General features: G+C 66.5%; 21 protein-coding genes. 9 read left to right on the forward strand and 12 right to left on the reverse strand.

Going from position 1 to position 21909, the window contains the following annotated elements; all coding sequences use genetic code 11:
• Positions 1–80 precede the first annotated feature (80 nt).
• The 6 genes from ON062_RS06015 to ON062_RS06040 all read left to right on the forward strand — a co-directional run bounded on the left by ON062_RS06015 (position 81) and on the right by ON062_RS06040 (position 6446).
• On the forward strand, positions 81–1052 hold the full coding sequence (locus ON062_RS06015) for an ABC transporter permease (RefSeq protein WP_274646215.1): 972 nt from the start codon (positions 81–83) through the stop codon (positions 1050–1052).
• Positions 1049–2041 (forward strand): iron chelate uptake ABC transporter family permease subunit, encoded by a 993-nt coding sequence (locus ON062_RS06020; protein ID WP_274646216.1) that lies wholly within the window; start codon positions 1049–1051, stop codon positions 2039–2041. The genes ON062_RS06015 and ON062_RS06020 overlap by 4 nt, the downstream gene beginning before the upstream one ends.
• Complete coding sequence (locus ON062_RS06025) at positions 2041–2793, forward strand: ABC transporter ATP-binding protein (protein WP_274646217.1); 753 nt, start codon at positions 2041–2043, stop codon at positions 2791–2793. Before ON062_RS06020 ends, ON062_RS06025 begins: the two co-directional genes overlap by 1 nt.
• The gene (locus ON062_RS06030) at positions 2790–3584 is read left to right on the forward strand and encodes a siderophore-interacting protein (RefSeq protein WP_274646218.1); all 795 of its coding nucleotides are present in this window, start codon (positions 2790–2792) and stop codon (positions 3582–3584) included. Before ON062_RS06025 ends, ON062_RS06030 begins: the two co-directional genes overlap by 4 nt.
• Before the next feature lie 125 nt (positions 3585–3709).
• Positions 3710–5527 carry a long-chain fatty acid--CoA ligase gene (locus ON062_RS06035; protein WP_274646219.1) on the forward strand — a complete coding sequence of 606 codons (1818 nt, stop codon included), beginning with the start codon at positions 3710–3712 and terminating at the stop codon, positions 5525–5527.
• Between the two features lie 40 nt (positions 5528–5567).
• Positions 5568–6446 (forward strand): DUF1295 domain-containing protein, encoded by an 879-nt coding sequence (locus tag ON062_RS06040; protein ID WP_274646220.1) that lies wholly within the window; start codon positions 5568–5570, stop codon positions 6444–6446.
• A gap of 4 nt (positions 6447–6450) precedes the next feature.
• Here ON062_RS06040 and ON062_RS06045 read toward each other — a convergent pair whose 3' ends face one another.
• Complete coding sequence (locus ON062_RS06045; protein WP_274646221.1) at positions 6451–7284, reverse strand: aldo/keto reductase; 834 nt, start codon at positions 7282–7284, stop codon at positions 6451–6453.
• A 58-nt stretch (positions 7285–7342) separates the two neighbouring features.
• On the opposite strand from ON062_RS06045, the gene ON062_RS06050 reads away from it, so the two are divergent.
• Entirely contained in the window at positions 7343–8110 is a 768-nt protein-coding gene (locus ON062_RS06050; RefSeq protein ID WP_274646222.1) for a triacylglycerol lipase, read from the forward strand.
• 3 nt (positions 8111–8113) lie between these two features.
• Here ON062_RS06050 and ON062_RS06055 read toward each other — a convergent pair whose 3' ends face one another.
• From ON062_RS06055 to ON062_RS06075, 5 genes are all read right to left on the reverse strand, one after another.
• The gene (locus tag ON062_RS06055; protein WP_274646223.1) at positions 8114–9625 is read right to left on the reverse strand and encodes a SulP family inorganic anion transporter; all 1512 of its coding nucleotides are present in this window, start codon (positions 9623–9625) and stop codon (positions 8114–8116) included.
• 102 nt (positions 9626–9727) lie between these two features.
• Positions 9728–9889 (reverse strand): hypothetical protein, encoded by a 162-nt coding sequence (locus ON062_RS06060; protein WP_274646224.1) that lies wholly within the window; start codon positions 9887–9889, stop codon positions 9728–9730.
• A gap of 46 nt (positions 9890–9935) precedes the next feature.
• Positions 9936–10238, reverse strand: coding sequence for a metal-sensitive transcriptional regulator (locus tag ON062_RS06065; protein WP_274646225.1), 303 nt, complete (start codon positions 10236–10238; stop codon positions 9936–9938).
• Entirely contained in the window at positions 10231–11967 is a 1737-nt protein-coding gene (locus tag ON062_RS06070; RefSeq protein ID WP_274646226.1) for an FAD-dependent oxidoreductase, read from the reverse strand. Before ON062_RS06070 ends, ON062_RS06065 begins: the two co-directional genes overlap by 8 nt.
• A gap of 22 nt (positions 11968–11989) precedes the next feature.
• On the reverse strand, positions 11990–12358 hold the full coding sequence (locus ON062_RS06075) for a rhodanese-like domain-containing protein (RefSeq protein WP_274646227.1): 369 nt from the start codon (positions 12356–12358) through the stop codon (positions 11990–11992).
• Positions 12359–12679: 321 nt separating this feature from the next.
• On the opposite strand from ON062_RS06075, the gene ON062_RS06080 reads away from it, so the two are divergent.
• Positions 12680–13645, forward strand: coding sequence for a phospholipase (locus ON062_RS06080; protein ID WP_274646228.1), 966 nt, complete (start codon positions 12680–12682; stop codon positions 13643–13645).
• A gap of 100 nt (positions 13646–13745) precedes the next feature.
• Positions 13746–14195 carry a hypothetical protein gene (locus ON062_RS06085; RefSeq protein ID WP_274646229.1) on the forward strand — a complete coding sequence of 150 codons (450 nt, stop codon included), beginning with the start codon at positions 13746–13748 and terminating at the stop codon, positions 14193–14195.
• Positions 14196–14406: 211 nt separating this feature from the next.
• On the opposite strand, the gene ON062_RS06090 is transcribed toward ON062_RS06085, so the two are convergent.
• The 6 genes from ON062_RS06090 to ON062_RS06115 form a co-directional block, all read right to left on the reverse strand.
• Positions 14407–14808, reverse strand: coding sequence for a hypothetical protein (locus tag ON062_RS06090; RefSeq protein WP_274646230.1), 402 nt, complete (start codon positions 14806–14808; stop codon positions 14407–14409).
• The gene (locus ON062_RS06095; RefSeq protein ID WP_274646231.1) at positions 14805–16049 is read right to left on the reverse strand and encodes a S1 family peptidase; all 1245 of its coding nucleotides are present in this window, start codon (positions 16047–16049) and stop codon (positions 14805–14807) included. Before ON062_RS06095 ends, ON062_RS06090 begins: the two co-directional genes overlap by 4 nt.
• Before the next feature lie 189 nt (positions 16050–16238).
• Positions 16239–16895 carry a hypothetical protein gene (locus ON062_RS06100; protein WP_274646232.1) on the reverse strand — a complete coding sequence of 219 codons (657 nt, stop codon included), beginning with the start codon at positions 16893–16895 and terminating at the stop codon, positions 16239–16241.
• Complete coding sequence (locus ON062_RS06105; protein WP_274646233.1) at positions 16892–18910, reverse strand: hypothetical protein; 2019 nt, start codon at positions 18908–18910, stop codon at positions 16892–16894. The genes ON062_RS06100 and ON062_RS06105 overlap by 4 nt, the downstream gene beginning before the upstream one ends.
• Positions 18907–19650: a TnsA-like heteromeric transposase endonuclease subunit gene (locus ON062_RS06110; RefSeq protein ID WP_274646234.1), complete on the reverse strand. Its 744-nt coding sequence runs from the start codon at positions 19648–19650 to the stop codon at positions 18907–18909. The genes ON062_RS06105 and ON062_RS06110 overlap by 4 nt, the downstream gene beginning before the upstream one ends.
• A 419-nt stretch (positions 19651–20069) precedes the next feature.
• Entirely contained in the window at positions 20070–21902 is a 1833-nt protein-coding gene (locus ON062_RS06115) for a DUF2207 domain-containing protein (RefSeq protein WP_274646235.1), read from the reverse strand.
• Positions 21903–21909: the final 7 nt, after the last annotated feature.

Genomic DNA, 21909 nt, shown 5'->3' on the forward strand with positions numbered 1-21909 from the left:
TCACTGATGTCGCACGATCTCGCTGCGGGGAGCGCTGAACTCTGAAACGCGTCTCCCCCACGATCTTGATCGTCGCGGGGGTGGTCCTGGTGGCCGCCCTCGCGACGATCTCGCTGTTCATCGGTGTCGCCGAGCTCGACGCCTTCATCCTCTTCGCCAGCCGCGTCCCGCGCACGGTCTCGCTGGTGCTCGCCGGTGCCGCGTTCGCCATCATCGGGCTGATCATGCAACTGCTGGTCCGCAACCGCTTCGTCGAGCCGGGGACGACAGGGGCGACGGATGCCGCGAGCCTGGCCCTGCTGGCCGTCCTGCTCTCGGTCCCCGGGCTCCCCATCGCCGGCAAGGCGATCATCGCCGCCGTCGGCGCACTGGTCGGAGTCGTCGGCTTTCTCGCGCTGGCCCGACGAATCCCGGCTCGTTCGAGCGTGCTCGTCCCGATCGTCGGCATCCTGTACGCCGGCGTGATCGGGGCCGTGACGACGTTCATCGCCTATCGCTCCGACATGCTGCAGGAGCTCCTCAGCTGGGGCGTCGGCGACTTCTCCAGCATCCTGCGCGGGCGCTACGAAATCCTGTACTTCGCCGCCGCGGCGGCGCTGGTCGCGTGGATCGCGGCCGACCGCTTCACGGTCGCCGGTCTCGGCGACGACGCCGCCCGCGGGCTTGGGCTCGAAACCCGTGCGGTGATGGGTATCGGTGTCACGATCATCGCCGTGGTCACCGGCATCCTCATGGTCGTGACCGGCGCGATCCCCTTCCTCGGGTTGATCGCGCCGAACATCGTCAGCCGACTCATCGGCGACAACATGCGCCGCTCGGTTCCTCTGGTCGCGCTCCTCGGGGCCTCGATGGTGCTTCTGTGCGACATCATCGGGCGCGTCGTGCGCTTCCCCTTCGAACTGCCCATCTCGATCGTCATGGGTGTGCTGGGCGGCATCGTTTTCTTGTGGATGCTGCTGGGGACCGCCCGCCCGGTCGATGATGTGGGAACGGCTCGGCGAGCGCGCCGACGCACCCAGCGTCACGCCACCCGAGAGGCGGCCATCCGATGACCACCGCATTCCTCGACGGCACGCGCCGCGCAGCCGGGCAGCTCAAGAATCCCACCGGCGCCTTGATCGCGCTCACCGCGCTCGCCGTCGTCGTTGTCGTCGCGTTCCTCTTCATCGACCTGCCCGGCAAGTGGGAGTACGCGCTCGGGCTGCGCACCCGCACGATCGCCGGCATGGTGATCGCGGCTGCGGCCATCGGCGCCGCGACCGTGCTGTTTCAGACCATCACGTCCAACCGCATCCTGACCCCCGGCATCATGGGGTTCGACGCGGTGTTCTTGGCGATCCAGACGATCACGGCATTCGCGATCGGGCCGGCGCTGCTCGTGTCTGCTCCCCCGCTGGCGTCGTGGGTCGTCGAACTCGTCCTCATGATGGGGTCGATCGTGCTGCTGTATTGGTGGCTGTTCCTGAAGCGCAGGCTCGATCTGCACGTGATCGTGCTGGCGGGCCTCGTGCTCGGTGTGCTCTTCCGGTCGGTCACCGGCTTTCTGCAGCGTCTCCTCGACCCCGACACCTTCGCAATCCTGCAGAACTTGACGTTCGCGAGCTTCACGTCGGTCGACCGCAACTTGCTGCTGCCGACCGGCATCCTTGTCACCCTTGCCCTCGTCTCGCTCTGGCCCATCCGACGCGAGCTCGATGTCCTGTCGCTCGGCGAGAGCACCGCGATCTCGCTCGGGGTGAATCATCGCCGCGTGGTGATGCACGTCATCGTCGCGATTTCGGCCATGGTGGCGGCATCCACCGCCCTCGTGGGTCCGGTGACGTTCTTCGGACTGATCGTGGCGAATCTCGCGTATGGCGCCGTAGGCCACCGGCATCTACGGAGCGTTCCCGCGGCGATCGCCATCGGCGTGATCACACTCGTCGGCGGTCAGCTGATCCTCTCCCGCGTGCTGGGTTTCGGCACCGAGCTCCCGATCGTGATCGAGTTCGTCGGCGGGCTGTTCTTCATCATTCTCGTCCTCTCAGGAAAGGCCCGCTGATGATTCACGCCGAATCTGTGACCAAGCGGCATGGCGCGCTGACCGCTCTCGACGACGTCGCGGTCGACATCCGCCCCGGCGTGACCGCGATCATCGGCCCCAACGGCGCGGGCAAGTCGACGCTGCTGGCGGCGATCGGGCGGTTGATCGGGACGGATGCCGGTGACATCACCGTCGATGGCCTCGACGTGGTCACCACCAAGTCCCGGCTGCTCGCGCAGCGGCTCGCGATCCTCCGTCAAGACAATCACCTGGCCATCCGCTTGAGCGTAGAAGACCTCGTCGCGTACGGCCGGTTTCCGCACGGCGGTTCGGGCCGCACCCCCGACGACCGCGCACACGTCGAAGCGGCGATCGACCTGCTCGATCTGGGCGCCGTGCGCCATCGCTTCCTCGATGAACTCTCCGGCGGCCAACGTCAGCGCGCGTTTGTCGCGATGGCTCTCGCTCAAGACACCGATCACCTGCTGCTCGACGAACCCCTCAACAACCTCGACCCGCGCCACGGCGTCGCCCTCATGAAGCTCGTCCGGCAGTTGGCGGACGAGCGCGGCATGACCATCGTTGTCGTGCTGCACGACATCAATGTGGCGGCGCAGTACGCCGACGACATCGTCGCGATGCGCGAGGGGCGCGTCGCGCATCACGGCCCGGTCGCCGAAGTGGTGACCGCCGAGAACCTGGCCGCTCTCTACGAAACCCCCGCTCACGTGGTCGACGTCCTCGGTCGACCTGTCGTGCTGTGGGAATGACCGAACCCGAAATGGAGACACCGATGGCATCCACCTTCACTCTGACGCCGCAGGGGCTCGAACTGCGCTTCCGCAAGACGACCTTGGCCCACCGCGAGTGGGTCACCGACTCGTATGTGCGGGTGCGCCTGCAGGGCGACGACCTGCGCGGCTTCGACTCGCCAGGATCGGACGACCACATCCGCGTCTTCTTCCCCGAGGGCGATCCGGCGACGGTCGAAGAGCTCCGCGCGACCCCCAGTCGCGAATACACTCCGCTCGCATGGGGTGAGGATTGGCTCGACCTCGAGTTCGCGATCCACGGGGATGAGGGCGTTGCCGCGCCGTGGGCGGCGAAGGCACCGCTCGGCTCCCTCGCCGGCGTCGGCGGCCCGCGCGGCTCGAAAGTGCTGCACGGCCGGCCGGACGCCTGGTTCTTGGCGGGCGATGAGACGGCCGTCCCCGCCATGCGCCGCTTTGCCCGCCTCATGCATGCCGATGCCATCGGTCACGTACTCGTCGAGGTCACGGATGCTGCGCACGAACTTCCCATCCAGACGCCATCCGGCGTGGGTGTCGAGTTCGTGCATCGCGGTGCGGCGCCCAGCGGGTCCGCGCTCGCGGCGCGCCTCGGCGCGGTCACCGCACACGAGCGACCCGAAGGATCCGTATTCGGATTCATCGCGGCTGAGCAGTCCATCGTGAAGCCCGGTCGCGCGCTCCTGCTGGATCGCTGGGGGCTCGACGCAGACTCGGTGATCGTGAAGGGCTACTGGAAGCGCGGCGAAGACGAGTACCACGCACCGCACTGACGGCCCCGGTCATCGCAGAGCGCGCTTATATCACGCGCGGACAATCGCACCCCATCCGGTCCGGCGTCGGCTACGAATGAAGGGACACACCCTCCATTCGGCGTGCCGACGAAAGGACCCACCCGGTGCAAGAATCCGCGACCGCGCTCCTGGTCGATGTCGACGACCATCGAAACGTCACCGATCTGCTCGTCCGGCGTGCGATTGCCGCGCCCGATCACGCGGCCTTCGATGTTCCCGACCACACCGCCCCCGGCGCGTGGCACCAGGTGTCGACGCGCGCCTTCCTCGATGAGGTTCGCGCACTCGCCAAGGGCTTCATCGCCGTCGGTGTGAACCCGGGCGATGCAATCGCGATCATGGCACCCACTCGCTACGAGTGGGCGGTGGCGGACCTCGCGTCGTGGTTCGCCGGCGCCGTCGTCGTGCCGATCTACGACACGTCGTCGCCCACCCAGGTCGCCGCGATCGTCGCTGATGCCGAAGTTCGGGTGGCGATCGCGGGAACCGACACGCAGGCAGAAATGCTGTCCACCGCACTCGATGAGGCCCCGCACGAGACGCGAGGGGTGTGGTCGATGGATGCCACGCTCGGCGAACTCTCTTCGGCGGGCACCGCGATCACCGACGACGAGCTCGAGTCCCGCCGGGTCCACGCGGGGCTCGACTCCCCCGCGACGATCGTCTACACCTCAGGGACCACGGGCGAACCGAAGGGCGCGGTGCTCACGCACCGCAACTTCCTCGGCCAGGTACTCAACATCGCGGCCGCCTACGGCGAGGTCGTCCACCCCGGCGGAAACACCATCATCTTCCTGCCCCTCGCGCACGTGCTGGCCCGGGGGTTGCAGCTGATCTGCCTCGCAAGCGGAATGCGCATCGCGCACCTGTCCGACACCACCGCGGTCGTCGCGACGCTCAGCGACCTGCGTCCGACATTCCTGGTCGTCGTTCCGCGCGTGCTGCAGAAGATCCAGGCTGCCGCAGCGGACAAGGCCGCGGCGCGCGGGCTCTCCCGCGTGTGGCGCGCCGCTACCGATACCGCCGAGCATTGGGGTCGATCCCGCGAAGAACTCGAAGCGGACGCCGGCACCCGCGTCGGCGTCGGGCTGCGCGTGCGCAGAGCACTGTTCGACCGCCTCTTCTTCTCGCGCCTTCGCGACGTGATGGGCGGGCGCGTCGACTACATCCTGTCGGGTGGTGCCGCGCTCGATGCCCCCTTGTCGCTGTTCTTCCGCGGACTCGGCGTGCCCGTCATCGAGGGGTACGGCCTCACCGAGACCACGGCTCCGCTCACCGGGAACCTGCCCGGCAACATCCGTTCCGGCACCGTGGGATCGCCCCTCCCGGGGTCGGAGGTCCGCATCAGCGATGAAGGCGAGATCCTCGCACGCGGCATCGGCGTGTTCAGCGGCTACCGCGATCCGCACCACAACGCCACGGCGTTCGTCGACGGCTACTTCCGCACCGGCGACCTCGGGCGCATCGACGACGAAGGACGCATCATTCTCGAGGGGCGCCTCAAGGACGTGATCGTCACCTCGAACGGCAAGACGATCGTTCCCACCGCGTGGGAACGCCACGTCGAGGCCAGCCCGTTGGTCGCTCACGCGGTGATGGTCGGCGAGGGTCGGTCCTACCTGTCCGCCCTGCTCTTGCTCGACCCGGAGGAGACACGGAAGTGGGCGGATGCCGCGGGCATTCATCTCGCAGAAAACGGCAGTGAACCGCTGGGCGAAGTTGTCGACGCAAAGCTACGCGAGCATCTACAGACCATCATCGACGGCGCGAACGCCCGCGTCGCCCGCAGCGAACAGGTCAAGCGGTTTTCGCTCGTGTCGGCGTCCCCCGACGACACGACCCTCATCACTCCGACCATGAAGGTCAAGCGCAGCGTCGTGCTGCAACGCGCGGCATCCGCTGTCGAAAAGCTCTACGCCTGACCGCCACGAATCCACCTTCCCGATCCCCGAAGGGAAACAAATGAACTCGCAAAGCCGTGCCTCTCTCATCGCCATCATCATCGCCGTCGTCCTGGCCGGTCTCGTCGCCTGGGCGGGCAGCCAGGGCGGGGCGACCGTGGGCGGCATCCCCCTGTTCGCACTCGCGGTGGCCGCCGCATTCGCCATTCAGGTGATCGTCTACGTGCCCTCGATGCTCGCCCAGACCGAGCGCTTCTTCGACCTCACCGGCAGCCTGACCTTCATCCTCATCACCGCCGGGCTCCTCGTGCTGGCACCGGCGCCCGACGTGCGAAGCATCATCCTCGCAGCGATGGTCGTCATTTGGGCTGTGCGCCTGGGGTCGTTCCTGTTCGTGCGGATTCATCGCTCCGGCTCGGACGACCGCTTCGACGAGCTGAAGACCTCGCCGATCCGCTTCCTGCGCGTGTGGGTCCTCCAGGGTCTGTGGGTGAGCCTCACCGCCGCCGCGGCGTGGATCGCGATGAGCACGGCCGCCACCGAGCGCGCTCCCCTCGGCGTGCTGACCTTCGTCGGCATCGCGGTGTGGCTGCTCGGCATCACCATCGAGATCGTTGCCGACCTGCAGAAGTCGGCGTTCAAGGCCGACTCCGCAAACCGCGGCGACTTCATCCGCACGGGCCTATGGTCGCGCTCGCGCCACCCGAACTACTTCGGCGAGATCGTGCTGTGGATCGGTGTGACCCTGGTCGCAGCACCCGTGCTCGCCGGATGGCAGTGGGTCGCGCTGATCTCCCCGCTGTTCGTCACGCTGCTCCTCACGAAGGTGAGCGGCGTGCCACTCCTCGAAGCGAAAGCCGACAAGCGCTGGGGCGGTGACGACGACTACGCCGCGTACAAGAAGCGCACGCCCGTGCTCATCCCTCGGCTGAGCGCGTAGCCGCTCACATCTCTTCGTGCGTGAGCGGGTCGCCGCCCCACAGGCGGCCCCGCTCGAGCGCGGTCAATGCCTCGACGTGTTCGTCGGCGAGCGTGAATCCGAACACGTCGGCGTTCTCGCGCTGACGGTCCGGATCGCTCGACTTGGGGATGGGCGTGCTGCCCAGCTGCGTGTGCCAGCGCAACACCACCTGAGTCGGGCTGGCGTCATAGACCGCCGCGAGCTCGATGATGATCTGTTCGGTGAGCAGCTCGCTGCGCCGCGCGAGCGGACTCCAGCTCTCGGTGCGGATGCCACGCTCGGCATGAAACGCGCGAAGCGCGGCCTGGGGGAAGTACGGGTGAAGCTCGACCTGGTTCACCACGGGTGCGACACCGGTGGTCTCGATCAGCTCGTCGATCATCTCGGCCGTGAAGTTGGAGACACCGATCGAACGCACGAGTCCACGCTCACGGGCTTCGATCATGCCGCGCCACGTGTCGACGTACTTGCCGACGCTGGGGTTCGGCCAGTGGATCAGTTCGAGGTCAATGTAGTCCAGTCCCAGCGTACGCAGCGAGTTCTCGATGCTGCCGATCGCCTCGGCGATGCCGTGGTCACGCCCGGGGATCTTGGTCGCGACGAGCAACTCCTCCCGCGGCACCGATGCGCTGCGCACCGCCTCCCCGATCTCTGCCTCGTTCTCGTAGTTGACCGCCGAGTCGAGCAGCCGGTACCCGTTGTCGATCGCCGAGATGACGGATGCCACGCCCTCCGCCCCGCGAAGGTTGTACGTCCCGAACCCCAGCTCGGGGAATGCGGTGCCGTCGGACAGAGTCACGCTGGGGATCTGGATCATGCCTCCATCCTGCCGCGGTCACCGAGGTCGAGGGCCGAATCCTCGTAGACTCCCAGCCATGCCCGACACCGTTTCCGCCTCGTGGGCGCAGAAGCTCGCGTGGTGGGCGGCGGACTATCTGTATGCGGGCCGGCGTCAGGTGGCGATCCTCCAGCCGCCGTGGACGTTCGGCCGTCGCCGGCGCACACCGGCCGCATGGCGCGCGGGCCGCGACGATCTTCCCGAAGTGGTGCTGGTTCCCGGGGTCTACGAGCACTGGACGTTTCTGCGCCCGCTGGGTGACGCACTCGCTGCCGCCGGGCACCGCGTGAGGGTCGTCCACGGGCTGGGAGTGAACCGGCGGCCCATCCCCGCGACCGCACAGTACTTGGGCACGCAGCTCGCGGCTCTCCCCGTCCCCGAGGCTGGCCGCGTGCTCGTGGCGCACAGCAAGGGCGGCCTGGTGGGCAAGAACCTGCTCATCGATTCGGGCGCGGCGACTGAAGACGACGACACGGATGCCGCCTCACGGCCGCTCGGACTCCTGGGCCTGGTCACCGTGTGCACGCCGTTTCACGGAGTGCGCCTAGCCAGCCTGTTCGCCGATCCCAGCATCCGAGCATTCCGTCCTCAAGACGAAACGATCGTGTGGCTGGCGAACGAAACGTCGGTGAACGCGCGCATCGTGTCCGTGTTCGGCGCGTTCGACCCTCATATCCCCGAGGGGAGTGCCCTGGACGGAGCGACCAACGTTCTCGTCCCGACGTCCGGGCACTTTCGCGTGCTGGGCGCGGCATCCACTCATCAGTCGGTGATCGAGGGAGTGGAATCCCTCACCCACCGCTGAGGGCTACTCCCCCGATCCGAGGTTGCCGGTGAGGCGACCATGGAAGTCCTGCGTCGCCGCGTTCATCCCCTCGATGACGACGGTCTTCTCGCGCTGGGCGTACTTCGTGGTGATCGCATCGAGTGCCGCGACGGTCGAGGCATCCCAGATGTGCGAACGCGACATGTCGATCACGACGCGATCGGGGTCGGCCGCATAGTCAAACTGCGTGGTGAGGTCGTTGCTCGACGCGAAGAAGAGCTCACCCTCGACGGCGTAGTGCGCGGTGTCACCGTCGACCGTTCGCGTGACCGACGTGAAGTGCGCGACGCGACGCGCGAAGAGCACCATCGCCGTGACGACACCGAGCGCGACGCCGATCGCCAGGTTGTGCGTCCAGACGGTAGCGATGACGGTGACGAGCATGACGCTGGTCTCGCTCCACGGCATGCGCTTCAGGGTCGAAGGGCGGATGCTGTGCCAGTCGAACGTCGCGACCGAGACCATGATCATCACGGCGACCAGCGCCGCCATCGGGATGATGGCCACGATGTCGCCGAGGGCGACGACGAGGATCAGCAGGAACACGCCGGCGAGGAACGTCGAGATGCGCGTTCGGGCGCCCGAGACCTTGACGTTGATCATCGTCTGACCGATCATGGCGCATCCGCCCATGCCGCCGAACGCGCCCGACAGCACGTTCGCGACGCCCTGGCCCCACGCTTCGCGCGTCTTGGGCGAGTGCGTGTCGGTGATGTCGTCGACGAGCTTCGCCGTGAGGAGCGACTCGATGAGGCCGACGAGCGCGACTCCGAGCGCGAACGGCGCGACGATCGAGAGCGTCTCGAACGTCAGCGGCACGTTCGGGATGAACAACTCGGGCAGGCTTTCGGGCAGTTCACCCTGGTCGCCGACGGTCGGCATGGTGAGGCCGAACGCCACCGCGGCAAGCGTCACCAGAACGATCGAAACGAGCGGCGCCGGAACAACCTTTGTCAGGCGCGGCAGCAACACGATGATCACGAGACCGACCAGCACCATTGGGTAGACGATGAAGGGCACATCGACCAGTTGCGGCATCTGCGACATGAAGATGAGGATCGCGAGCGCGTTGACGAAGCCGACCATGACGCTGCGGGGAATGAAGCGCATGAGCTTGGCGACACCGAGAGCGGCGAGCACGATCTGCAGGATGCCGCCGAGGAGCACCGTCACAATCAGGTAGTCCATGCCGTACTCGCGCGCCACGGGTGCCACCACCAGGGCGATCGCGCCGGTGGCGGCGGTGATCATCGCGGGGCGACCGCCGACGAAGGCGATCGCGACCGCCATCACGAACGATGAGAACAGCCCGACCCGCGGGTCGACGCCGGCGATGATCGAGAAGGCGATCGCCTCGGGGATCAGCGCGAGGGCGACGACCAGACCGGCGAGCACCTCACGGGTGAGCAGTCTCGGGCTGCGCAGCGCCTGCATCACGGTGGGTTCAATGCGATAGCGCGTGGGCGGATCCGGGGTGGGGGTGACAGCGGTCATGACTCTCCGAGTGGTCGGTCGCACGGCCTCGCGCACGCGAAAAAGAGGGGAGGATGCCGCAGCCGGACGGGCCGCGGCATCCTCCCACTCTATTCGGCGGCCTCAGCGACCGAACAAACGGGCGAAGAAGCCGCTCGAGGGTTCGTTCTGGTGGCCGGCGCACCGCTGCGATGCCGGCACGCCCCGCATCACCTGGTCGACGTGCTGCCCGCAGCCCGACCACGTGGTCTTGCCGCACTTCTTGCAGTTCACTGCGTAACACATGGGTTCTCCTGAAGGTCGCGGTACCGGCATCGCCGACACCGGGTGGTCATGCGAGGGTGAGGAAGAGCTTCTCGAGCTCGTCGATCGTGAGATCGCCCTCGGCGCGTTCGGACTCGGGCTGGGTCACGCATTCCTGCATGGCGGTCGCGACGATCGCAAAGCCGGCGCGGTTGAGCGCGCTCGAGACGGCGGAAAGCTGTGTGACGATGTCGCGGCACGGCGCCCCCGAATCAACTGCGGCGATCACGGCGTCGAGCTGCCCGCGCGCGCGGCGAAGGCGGTTCGAGATGCGCTTCTGCGCCGCTGCGCTGGGGGTCTGTACGGGGACCTGGCTCTGCGGGTCAGACATTCTGAAGCTCCTTCTGTGCGGAGAGGTCGGGGGTGACCAGGACGTCGCCGGCGCGCGCGCCGAGAGTGGCGCGCAGGGTCAGCATTCCGCCCGAAAGCGACGCGGAATCGATGCCCGCCTGGGTGAGGATGCGATGCGCGATCGCCGAGCGCACACCCGACGCGCACATGACACGGACGGGACGACCGGCCGCCTGCGCGCGCACCTCGTCCAGGCGCTCGCGCAGCTGGGTGTGAGGAATGTGCAGCGCACCGGGCACGTGGCCGGTCACCCACTCGTCGTCACGGCGAACGTCGAGCACGAGCGAGGTCGCGAGCACGTCGTCGAGGGCGGCGGCGTACCAGAGGGCGAGGGTGCCGCCCAGCACGTTCTCCCCCACCATGCCCGTCATGTTGACCGCATCCTTGGCGGCGCCGTAGGGCGGCGAGTACGCCAGGTCGAGGTCGATCAATTCATCGACGGTCATGCCCGCGCGAATGGCGGTCGCGAGCACGTCGATGCGCTTGTCAACACCATCGAGCCCCACGGCCTGCGCGCCGAGCAGCAGTCCGGTTTCGGGCGCGATGTGCACCACGAGGTGCACCTGGCTCGCGCCGGGGAAGTACCCCGCGTGCTGGTTGGCGTGCAGGTGCAATGTGCGGTGATCGATACCGGCCTCGGCGAGCGCACGACGATTCGCGCCGGTCAGCGCCACCGTCAGCTCGCCGACGCGGACGATCGCCGTGCCGACCGCGTGCGGAATCTCTCGGGCCGATTCAGGGCGGATGATGTCGTCCGCGACCAGTCGTCCGGCACGGTTCGCGGGGCCCGCAAGTGCCACGGGACGGCGCGCGCCGGTCGCGGCATCCACGCTGATCGTGGCATCACCGACGGCCCAGATGCCGGGCACCGAGGTACGCCCGTGCGCGTCGACGACGATCGCACCGCGCTCGCACTCGACGCCGCCCGTCTCGAACACCGACGTGTCGGGGCGCACCCCGACCGAGAGGACGACCAGATCGGCGTCCACCCGCGCGCCGTCGGCAAGCACCACGACATCGTGGTCGTCGTGATGTTCGATGGATGCCGCGGCCACCCCCACGCGCACGTCGATGCCCAGGCGAGCGAGTTCTTGCGACACGAGCCATGCCAGTTCTGCTTCCACCGGCGGCAGGGGCTGCGGCGCCATCTCGACGACGGTGACGTCGAGGCCTTCGGCGGCGAGTGCCTCAGCGGCTTCGATTCCGATGAACCCGGCCCCGAGTACAACGGCCCGCCGTGAACCCGCAGTCAACATGTCGCGCAGATCGGTGGCGTCGCGCACCGTACGAAGCGTGCGCACACGCGGGGAGTCGATCCCGGGAATTGGCGGCACGAAGGCTGCGGCGCCGGGCGAGAGCACCAGGGCGTCGTACTCGATGTGCTGGTCGCCGCCCGCCGTGCGAACCGTGAGCGTCTTGGTCGCGGCATCCAGCCCGATCACGTCGTGACCGGTGCGGACATCCAGCGCGAGCGCGGCACGCAACGAGGCGGGGGTCTGCACCAACAGGGCGGCGGGATCGGCGATCTCGCCACCGACGAAGTACGGCAGTCCGCAGTTGGCGAACGACACGTGCTCGCCACGCTCGAGCACAATGATTTCGGCGTTCTCGTCGAGGCGACGCGCGCGCGCCGCGCAACTCATTCCCCCGGCGACACCGCCGACGACGACGATGCGCTTTGTTGCGGCATGACTCTGCAGGTTTTCCATGATGACTGTGTCCTCTCGAGGCTTACGGGATGCGGGGCAGCCCGGTCGCTGTTTCGGCTTCTGCGAGGCTGCCGGCATCGACGACGTCGAGCCCGATGCCCTCCATGATCGCCGCGGCCTGACCTGAGCGATTGCCTGACTGGCAGTACACGACGTAGGTGGCCTCGTCGTCGAGCTGCGCGATCTCGCCCTCGAATTCCTCCGAGCGCAGATCGATGTTGACCGCACCTTCGAGATGGCCCGCCGCGTACTCGGCGGGTGTGCGCACATCGACGATCACGGTGTCATCATCGAGCGCGATGGGCTCCGCAGGCGCGCAGCCAGCGAGAGTCGTCGCGGCCACAAGGGCGGCGGCGAGCGCGGCCACAGACCGCGCACGGCCCAGCATCATGCGTGCCCCTGGCAACGCTGCTCTTCGGGGACGCCAGCGAGCGCTTCTTCGATGTGCTGCCCGCAGCCGTCCCAGGTTGCCTTGCCGCATTCGTGGCAGGTCACTCTCATGCACATGGTGGTTCCCTTTCGGTTGATCTGGTGCCAGCATAGCATACCCCCCGGGGTATCTTCCGTGCACGAATCGTTCAGGGAGCGCAGACGATTCACTCAGAACGGCGACGCAGACTCGGGGACTTGGCGCCGACCCGACGGCGCACTGCCCGGCGCTGAACGCATCACGCGTGCGCGGCGTACACTCCCTCGATCCCCCTTACTTCTTATGACACACCTCACTCCTGCCCCCGAATCCGTGCTGCCCAGTGGCGATACGCGACGCGCGCGCCGTGCGGCGACGCGGCGTACTCGCGCCACCCTCGCCGGCGCGGCCGTTGCGGCATCCGTCGCGCTCGGAGCCACCCTCCTCACCGGATTCGCCAGCACCATGCCCGCGTCCGCGGCCGAGCCAGCCGACATATCGATCACCCCGGCAATGGCCGTGCAGTTCTCGGCCACGTCGCCCACGCTCGCTGCCGCCGCGGCCGGCGCGCAGACCCTGACCGACATCACCGACGCCGCCGAGAGCGCGCTCGCGCAAGGGCAGGGGGCACTCGATGCCGCGGAGGTCGTCGTCGGCGAGGTCGCGGCATCCGACCTCGAACTTGAGGGCAGCACTCGAGTCGATACCTCATCGCTCCGGGCGGCACTCGATGAGCTCGCGGGCAGCGATGTGCTGCCGCTCCTGCTGTTGCCGGATCTGACGCAGGCTGTCACCGACGCGGCCGCCGATGTGACGGCCAAGGCGTCGGCGCTCAGCGACCGGCTGGATGCCGCTGAGAAGAAGGCCGCCGAAGAAGCCGCCGAAGCGCGGCGAAAGGCGGAGGAGGAAGCCAAGCGACAGGCCGCCGAAGCGGCTGCGGCCGCCGCAGCTGCCGCGAACACTCCCGCGGGCGCGCAGGCGACGGCGCAGCAAATGTCGGCTGAGAAGTACGGCTGGGGCGCGGGCCAGTTCTCATGCCTGGTGTCACTGTGGCAGAAGGAGTCCGGCTGGAACTACCAGGCCTACAACTCCAGCAGTGGCGCGACCGGCATCCCGCAGTCCCTCCCCGGGAGCAAGATGGCGTCAGCCGGCGCGGACTGGCAGACGAACGCCACGACGCAGATCGCGTGGGGGCTCGACTACATCTCGCGCGCCTACGGCACGCCGTGCGCGGCGTGGGGTCACTCGCAGGCCGTCAACTGGTACTGATCGCTCGGCGCGCTGCGGGCGAAGCCCTCGGTGCCCCGCGGCAGTACGATCGTGCTGCACCGGGATGGGTGCCATCAGCCGCGCAACGAAAGGGCCCCTCATGGCAGGCAAGACCAGCGAAGGCGTCGGATTCTCCGAAGAAGAGAAGAAGGCGATGAAGCAGCGCGCCGAAGAGTTGCGCACCACCAAAGGACTCAAGGGAGCGGCGAAGCTCGCGAAAGAGCTTGAAGCGTGCGCCGATGCGATCGAGGCGCTCGACGGCATCGACGGCGAAGTCGCGCGGAGCGTGCACCGCATCGTCTCGGATGAGGCACCCCACCTGAACCCGAAGACTTTCTACGGCTTCCCTGCCTACGCCGCCGACGGCAAGGTCGTCATCTTCGTGCAGCCGAAGTCGAAGTTCGACACCCGCTACCCCACCGTGAACTTCGACGAGACGGCCACGCTCGACGACGGAGACATGTGGGCGACCTCGTTCGCCGTCGTTGCGGTCACGGATGCCGTTAAGAAGCGCATCCGCGACCTCGTACGCAAGGCCGTCGGGGCGTAGTCGCGGCGCGGCACTTCACCCAGCTGTCGGATCTCACGACTGTTGTCAGTCGAGGTGAATACTGATCAGGTCTTTTCTCAAAGATGGCATCGGCTGTCTCGGCGGACAATTCTCAGAGGAGTTGCCAGCAATCCGGTGGACCGCCCCAGTGGCTCCTGAGTGTTCGTGACCGGTGAAGTGACACCGCCCTCAGCTGGTCAAACCGCCACCTTCAGGGCTCCTGAGAGACGATGAACACCTCGCCGACTACGCACGCGGCGCCAGCCTCGACATCGACGGTCTGCGCGTCGACGTAGCCACCACCCAAGCTGATCCGATCCCCATTGTTGAGCGGTGCGTCTTGCCAGAGCGGGCCGGAGTCATCGACCCGTAGAAGAGTCGAGGGGAACACCGGGACGACCGCGGCGCCGCCCCCATCTGGCTCGATGACCAGACAACCGTTTCTCGACGAGACGACACCTTCGAGTGCGGCAGTGAAGCCGCCCTCACCGGAGGGTTCGTACGTCGCGATCGTTCCTGTCGCGGTGCCGCCCTGCGTCGTACAGCCGACGAGGAGCACTCCCACCACACCCAAGGCCGCAACCATTGCACTGATCGACAGGTCGAGCCTCATCGTTTGATCGTCACGTAGGCCGGGGAGTAGTTGATCTTTGAGTACACGGATATTCCCGTGCCTCCACCCTTATGTACTCCGACCGGTCGGTTGCTGGAGAACCAGGGGCCACCACTATCCCCGCCTCTACTTGTCAAGCTGACGGATACAAAAACGCTGTTGCATGTGACGCCCGGGCAGGCGTTCGTCCATGTCGGCTTGTATGAAGCGCTCGTGATCGTTCCGCAGCCGTAGCCGCTCGTCTTGCCGCGCCTGCAGACCGTCGCACCTGTGGTGGGCGTCAAGTTGGCCCCGGTCGCAACAGTTGTTGCGGAGTTGACGGTGTAGAACCTGCCTACGATGGTATCGGTGCTCTTCACGCTGTGGAAGGCGATGTCGGCGTTAGCGCCGTAGTTCTGAGATCGTCTCGTTGACGTCCCGGCCGCCGATCCTGAGCCAGAGATGTTTGCCCAGTAGCTCTGGCTAGAACCGCAGTGACCAGCGGTGAGGAAGCCGTTGTAAGTTGAGTTGTACGCAGTGAAAGCCGCGGTGCACGAGCCCAATGCGACGCCGCCGCGGATATAGGCCTGATCGCTGAGGCCGCCTTCATAGGGAACCATCCGGACGCTACCGAGGCCTTCGACCTTGAGCGCATCGGCACGGTCGACGTCCGAAGACGCAGCTGGCACATCGAGAACGATTTCCCCGGTTCGGACGTCAACATAAACGCCGTCGAATTCAACACCGATCTGTTGGAGCTGATCAAGCTCGTCATCGACCCCATTGGTCCGAGCCACGGCGAAGGCGTCTTCCTGAAAAACTGCCAACTCAAAGCGTTGTGTTTCGGCGGCCGCGCGAACAACTTTCTCAATCTCCTTATTGGAAGTACGCAGACTGATCAGCTGGGTGTCGCCGTCGACATCGATCCAAAAGTCGAACTCCGAACCGTCGAATCGATCTGCTAGTTCGACCGTCAGATCACCGAGATACTCCTGAATTGCCACCTGTTCTGCGGCTCGAAGTTCCGAGATCCCGTGAAGTTTCGCGTATGCAGCCAGGAAGCCCCCAGCGCCACCCTCGTCATCTTCGTTGATACCTGCGGCAGCAGTGGGGAATTGTGAACCTGAGGTGCTGAGGGCGCTGCCCGTTCCCATCGCGCTGGTGTTGGCTGTCGTGGTAAGACCGAGAGTAAGGATCACCACTCCCAGCGTGTATGTCCACTTCTTTTTGGACGAAGAGAAGCGTCGGGTCGTGTTTCTCATAGCTTCCTCGCTGATACCTAGTCGGCGACGGAACGCGCCCCCTATGGCCAAATAATGCCCCGCCCGCCCACCTTCCACAAGAGGTATTGAGCGACACAGGCTGGGCGGCAATGATCGATTGTGCGGGCGGCTGTAGCACACACTCTCCGGGCGCCCGCTTTCGCCGAGAGCCGAACGTCCGCGTCGGGGTTAGGCCATCGCGAGTTCGTCGCGCTCGTATGGCCACGAGCGGATGACGCGTGCGCGTGTGGCGGCTTGGCCGGTCTTGCCGGCAAGGTTGGGGATCGCCCTGGGGTTGACGTGTCGAAGAATGCAGGCGCGCTTACGGTGTGCGGCGACTATGAGCGCCCGGTTGAGTGGACACCGCTGGTGCTTGACGTGCGTCGAGCTGCGGAGCCCGTACATATACAGCATCGCCTGGTGGGCGTACATCAGGTTGCGCCGCGTGCTGCCTGCGCGTTGCCGACGGGCTCGCTCGAACGCTCTGCCAAACTCCTGAACCGCTGTGGTCTTCCCGAGACCTGGCCGACCGGAGATGATCACCCCGGACTTGCTGGCGTCCGGGGAGCGGTTGTCCGCCATGGCATGGCGGATCGCGACGGCGACCTGCCGCAGCGATGGGGTCGCGACCCGGGCGCCGAGTGTCATGTACCGTTCGCGGGCGATGTTGAACAGCGCACGCTCTGAGGAGTGCATCGTGTCGTACTCGGTCAGTGTGATCGGGAGCGGCCGCTGTGCGACGAAGTCTACGAACTCGCGCCATCCCTCCTTGGTCGCGTAGTCGAAGTCGGTGGATGGAGCATCGAAGTCGAAGTCTCCCAGCAGGTCATCGAACATCGCGCTCACGCCTCATCCGGCGACCGGGTCATGCCGAACGGTGCCGCGACCGGCCACGCCGGCTTCGCCGCCACCGCATCGGTTTCCTTGTCGCCGACGTCACCAGCAGCCGAAACCTCGCCGCCCGGCACGGTTTCGGGTGCGGTGTGTGGGAGCTGGTTGGTGATCGCCAGCGGATCGGTCCGTGCGCTGATCGCGCGCTTCTTCTGCCGCGACGTCGGCAGAGCGTTGCCTTTGTACATGAACCGGCGCATCACTTCGTTGAGGTCGTCCGTGCTCGGCTCGCTCTCGCCGCGTGCGGCTGCTTGTGCGCGGGCGACCCGCCACACTTCGTCGGCCATCGGAGCACCGCTGTACGGGGACCGCCAGTCCAGCGGGAGGAATTGGTCGCCGAGTTCCAGCCACACCGTCATCGGGTTGTAGGGGTCAACGTGGAACGGCCACTTGCCCTGCTGCCGATGATGCGGCGACCGCTTCTTCCGCAGCGGGCCGAGTTCTGTGGAGTCGTAGACGCGCAGGTCGATGTCAACGCCATAGTGGTTGATCACCCGCCATTCGGTCGGGAGAAGGGCAATGTACTTCTCGGCCGTCAGCGGAACCTGCAGCTCCGGCGCAACTTCCCGGTACGCGGCGACCATCTGGTTCGGCGTCAGCATCAGCCGCGGGTTGCGGGGGTCTCGCAGCGCCTTGTGGGGTCGGTTCTGCCAGGTCACCGCGACCCAGTCCTCGAACAGCTCCTGCAGCTGCTCGAGGGTGAGCAGGTGGCTCGTCGCGATCACCTCGTCGCCGCGCATGTCGGTGCTCTGCCCGAGGAACGCGATCGCGTACTGGGTGAACTGGTCTTTGACCGTGCGGAACATCCGCTCGATCTTCGCTTTCTGCGTCGGCGAGTACTCCGCGTTGACCGTCAGCGAGATCCTCAACGTCCGGCAGGCATCCGAGAAGTGACGAGACACGTACGACGCGCCACGGTCTGTGGTTATCGACTCCGGGAAGATGTACGGCTGCGCATCACGCATCGCCTCGAACCGCTCCACCACGAGCCCGTCCGTGCCGGTCCATGCCTCCGACACCTGACGCCGGTTCGCGCGCACCCCGTCGGGACGCGACGCGTACGGCACAAGTGCGCGAGCGAGGACCACCACCAGGTCGATGCTGCGGGAACCCACGGTGACGATGCCGGAAAGCACCGACCGGGATGCCTCACACAGCAGCAGAGTGAGATCGGGCCGTACGGGCTCACCGTCGCACTCGACGAGGATCTCCATCGGCGTCGTGTCGATCCGCACCTGCTCACCAGGTCGCACCCCCGACCGCACCCCGTGCATGTGATCCGGCTGATTCGCCGTGGTGCGGCGGGCACGGGCAGTCCCGAGCGTGTGCTTGCCCGCATCGAGCTCGTTCAGCAGGCGGTACATCGTTGCGCGGCTCGGCATCGGTACGACGCCCTCGCCGAAGCGGTCGTCCAGTTCTCGGCGGACGAGCCAGATCAGCCTCGTTCCGGTGCCCGTGGATTTCCGCTCCTGGCCGGCCTGGACAGTCAAGATCGCGTCGATGAGGCGCTCGTCGTAGGAACGACCGGGCATGTCGGCCAGGCCGTGGCGACGTCGATCGAGAAGACCGCTGACCCCGAACTCTTCGAGCGCGCGTTGCTGACGCGAAACCTTTACCGGACTGTAGTCGGTTCCGAGACGACGATTGACGCTGTCGATGACCTGCTGCCGCGCCGCGGGCTTGGTCACCCCCGCCGCCACGAGATCGTCGAACCGGGCGAGTTCCTCGAGCCACACGTCAACGACCTTGCGGTCACGCGCGTCGAGGTCCTGCAGGCTGCGCAAGTCAAGCAGGGAGCGGAGCGATGCCGGTGCGGCAGGTTCCGCCTCATGCCGCAGATCGGCGGCGAGAACCTCCACGTCGTCTCCGTCGCCGTCGACGGCGCGCAAGGTCAGATAGGTGGGTCGGATCGCAACGACCTGGTGGCTTCCGCCCTGCCACCGGATGATGTCGCCCGGGTGAATGGTCATGATGCCGCTCCGACGTCGACGACGGTCGTCATCGACAGGGGACGCTGTAGATCCGCCACGGCAACCCCGCTCCACACGAGTGCATACGCGGCACCGACGCCGGAGTGAGCGGCGCCACCGAGGACCGCCGCGAGCGACCCCAGACTCATCCGGCCGGTGAGCCCGAGCGCGGCGATGTCGACGCCCTCGAGCCACGCCGGGTCGCGGTACCGAAGCAGGAAGCGCAGGTTCGCCTGGGTGGCGCCGGGAAGCTGATCGAAGACGAGGTATGACCAGCCCAGTGCGGCGGCAAGGCGCCGGGTGAGTTCGAACTTGATGCTGTCCTCGGGCTTGATCAGTTCGACCGGCTTCACGTCGACGAGCAGCGCACTCCCATCGGAGCGGCGCACGAAGTAGTCGGGCGCGTGTGAGCGCTTCGGTGACCGCCATCGGATCCACATCGGCTGGCTCGACACACCTACGACATCCCCGGTCCGGTCCAGCGTGGTCAGGAACGAGCGTTCCCAGAACGACTCGAACGAGACGTGCCGGCCCGTCGAGGCCATCCACAGCTTGCCCTCGAAGTTGCGCTTGCCCGGCCACGATGGGAACTCGCGTACCGGATCCGCATCCTCGAACATCACGCGCGCCGCATCGACGGGATCTGCGTGCCGGAAGAGGCCGTGTCTGGAGAACTCGATCGTGCCCGCGAGAGCATTCGTCCCGTCGATCGCGGCGAGCCAGTCTTGGGTCAAGGTCACGGAGAACTCTCCCTCCCGGAGAATCCCGCACCCGATCAGAGCGCTCCTATGGAACCTCCCGGCTTGAACCGCAAGCTACTCCCGCCTCGGAGCAGCCCGAAGCGGCGCGCCGTCCTCCCGACAACTGGAGTGAGAATCAGACAACTGGTGTGAGACGACTCGACAGGTCCGTGAGAATCGGACAACTGGAGTGAGACACGACACCCAGCACTTTCATCACAAAAAGATAACGAGAAACGCTTGCCGTCGTTATCTTTCCGTTATAGAGTTCAGGAACGGTAGTTGTTTTGCTGTGGCAGCTACCGACATGTGATTGCAGGACACTCTTGGTGCAAGGGACAAGGCCCGGTCAGAAGCCTCTCTGACCGGGCCTTACTCTTGCCTCTCATCCTCGATCAGCAAGTGTGTTCGCGGGGCGCTCAGACGCCGCCGCCACCTCCACCGCCTCCACCGCCGCCGGCCGATCCCCCGCCGCTAGACCCGCCCGACGACGATGACGTTGACGAGGATGCCGCCGCGCTGGCCGACAGGGTCGCGATTCGCGCGGAAAACGACGTCGCGTCGAAGGTCGACGAGCCGACGTACCAGCGCGGGCTCCCACTCACGTCGTACAGCACCGCGAGCTCACCCGCCCACTTCTTCTCCTGGCCGAACACCACCGCGAACGGCAGCAGCGCTTCGTAGAGGTGCAGCATCTGACGCGGGTCGTGTACATCGACGCTGCGTCGCTCGGCGCCCTGGGGCGACTGCAGCATGCGAATGCGGTCAGCTTCCGCCCACTCGATGAACTCGCGAAGACCCGCCAGGTGATCACGAAGTTCCGCACCGGATGCCGTGAGCGGCGACTTCGCCAGCACGAACATCACGGCAAGCATCAGCGGAATACCAAGCGCGAGCAGCGCGATCACCCACCACGCGAAGTACCCCTGCTCGAGCGCATTAATGCCGAACACCATAGCCAGAGGCCCCGCCACCGCCGCAAGCGCACCCGGCGGCAGCCAGAAGCGCGCCGGCACCTTGCGGCGAAGGCCGCGCGCATTCAGCGCCTTCTTGGCATCGGCGAGCATCCGCTGCGCCGCCTTCGACACTCGCGTGTCGGTACGGCCGAATTCATACTGCTCACCGGGATGGCCGGCCGGAAAGAGCGCGCGCAGCAGCATCCGACCATCTCCCTCGGCGCGAGACGGATCGACAAGCTCAGCGATCAGCTTCGTGCCGCCGAATATCTTGCGTTCGCCTTCGAGAATGCGGATGCTGCCCGCGACAGCCTGTTCAAGCACCTCCGCCGGGACAGCCTTCGCCGTCTTGTGAAGAAACACCGCGCTTTCGAGCGCATCGATCCCCGGCGGCGGCAGGTACTCGGCGATCACCGCCAGTCGGCCCGGCGCATCCCGCATGTGCCGGGAGCGCATAACGATCGCCCACACCAACGCAGCGATCAGGCCGAACCCGACGACGAGCTGCAGCCATCCCCACACCGACCGCAGCGGCGACGGATCGAACGCGGCGAAGGTACCCGATTCGAACCCGACGGCGATCGTCATCGTCTGCCGCGGATCAAGAGCGGTAGCGGATGCCACGACCGCCCCATCGACGATGTCGATGTCACACGTGGTGGTGTCACCGGCGGCCCCGCGATAACAGGCCATGTCACCGGTCAGCGCATCGGGGAGGCCATGTTCGAGTGTGAGCGACGCCGTGACGCGGCCGAAGGGTTGCGCCCACGAGGTGCCGTTGACGTTCCAGTAGAACTCGTCATCATCGGTGTCGGCGAAGTAGCGCGTCACATTTTCGAGCGTGTAGGTGAAGACATAGACCTGGCGGCCGTGCACGTAGTCATCGGCGCGGGAGGTCATTGAGAACCAGCCGTCTTCCTCATCGACTTCACTCGGCCGGGATGCGCCGTTCTCATCGGTGATCGACACGAAGTGGGGCCTCAGTGGCGCCCCGAGGTACTCGGTGGGGATCGTGCGTCGCATCCCACGGTTCTGATCGAAGTCGGGGAAGAGCGCCACGAACGTCTCGGTGACGTGGAGAGTGGATGTACCGTCGTCTGCTCGGCCCAGCACGTACTCGACGTCCATGCTCTCGAACGCGAAGTCATCGACTCCGGCGGTGACGATGCGCGTCGGCTGCGCCGATGCCGCGTCGGTTGGAAAGACCGTCGGCAGAGCCGCGCCCAGCACGAGGGCGACGAACACGAACGGGACGAGCAGGCACGGCATCCGTCGACAGAGAATGAGCGCGCGCACCTGCCCA

Origin of the sequence: Microbacterium sp. C7(2022) (assembly GCF_028823665.1) — a bacterium.
Taxonomy (GTDB): Bacteria; Actinomycetota; Actinomycetes; order Actinomycetales; family Microbacteriaceae; genus Microbacterium.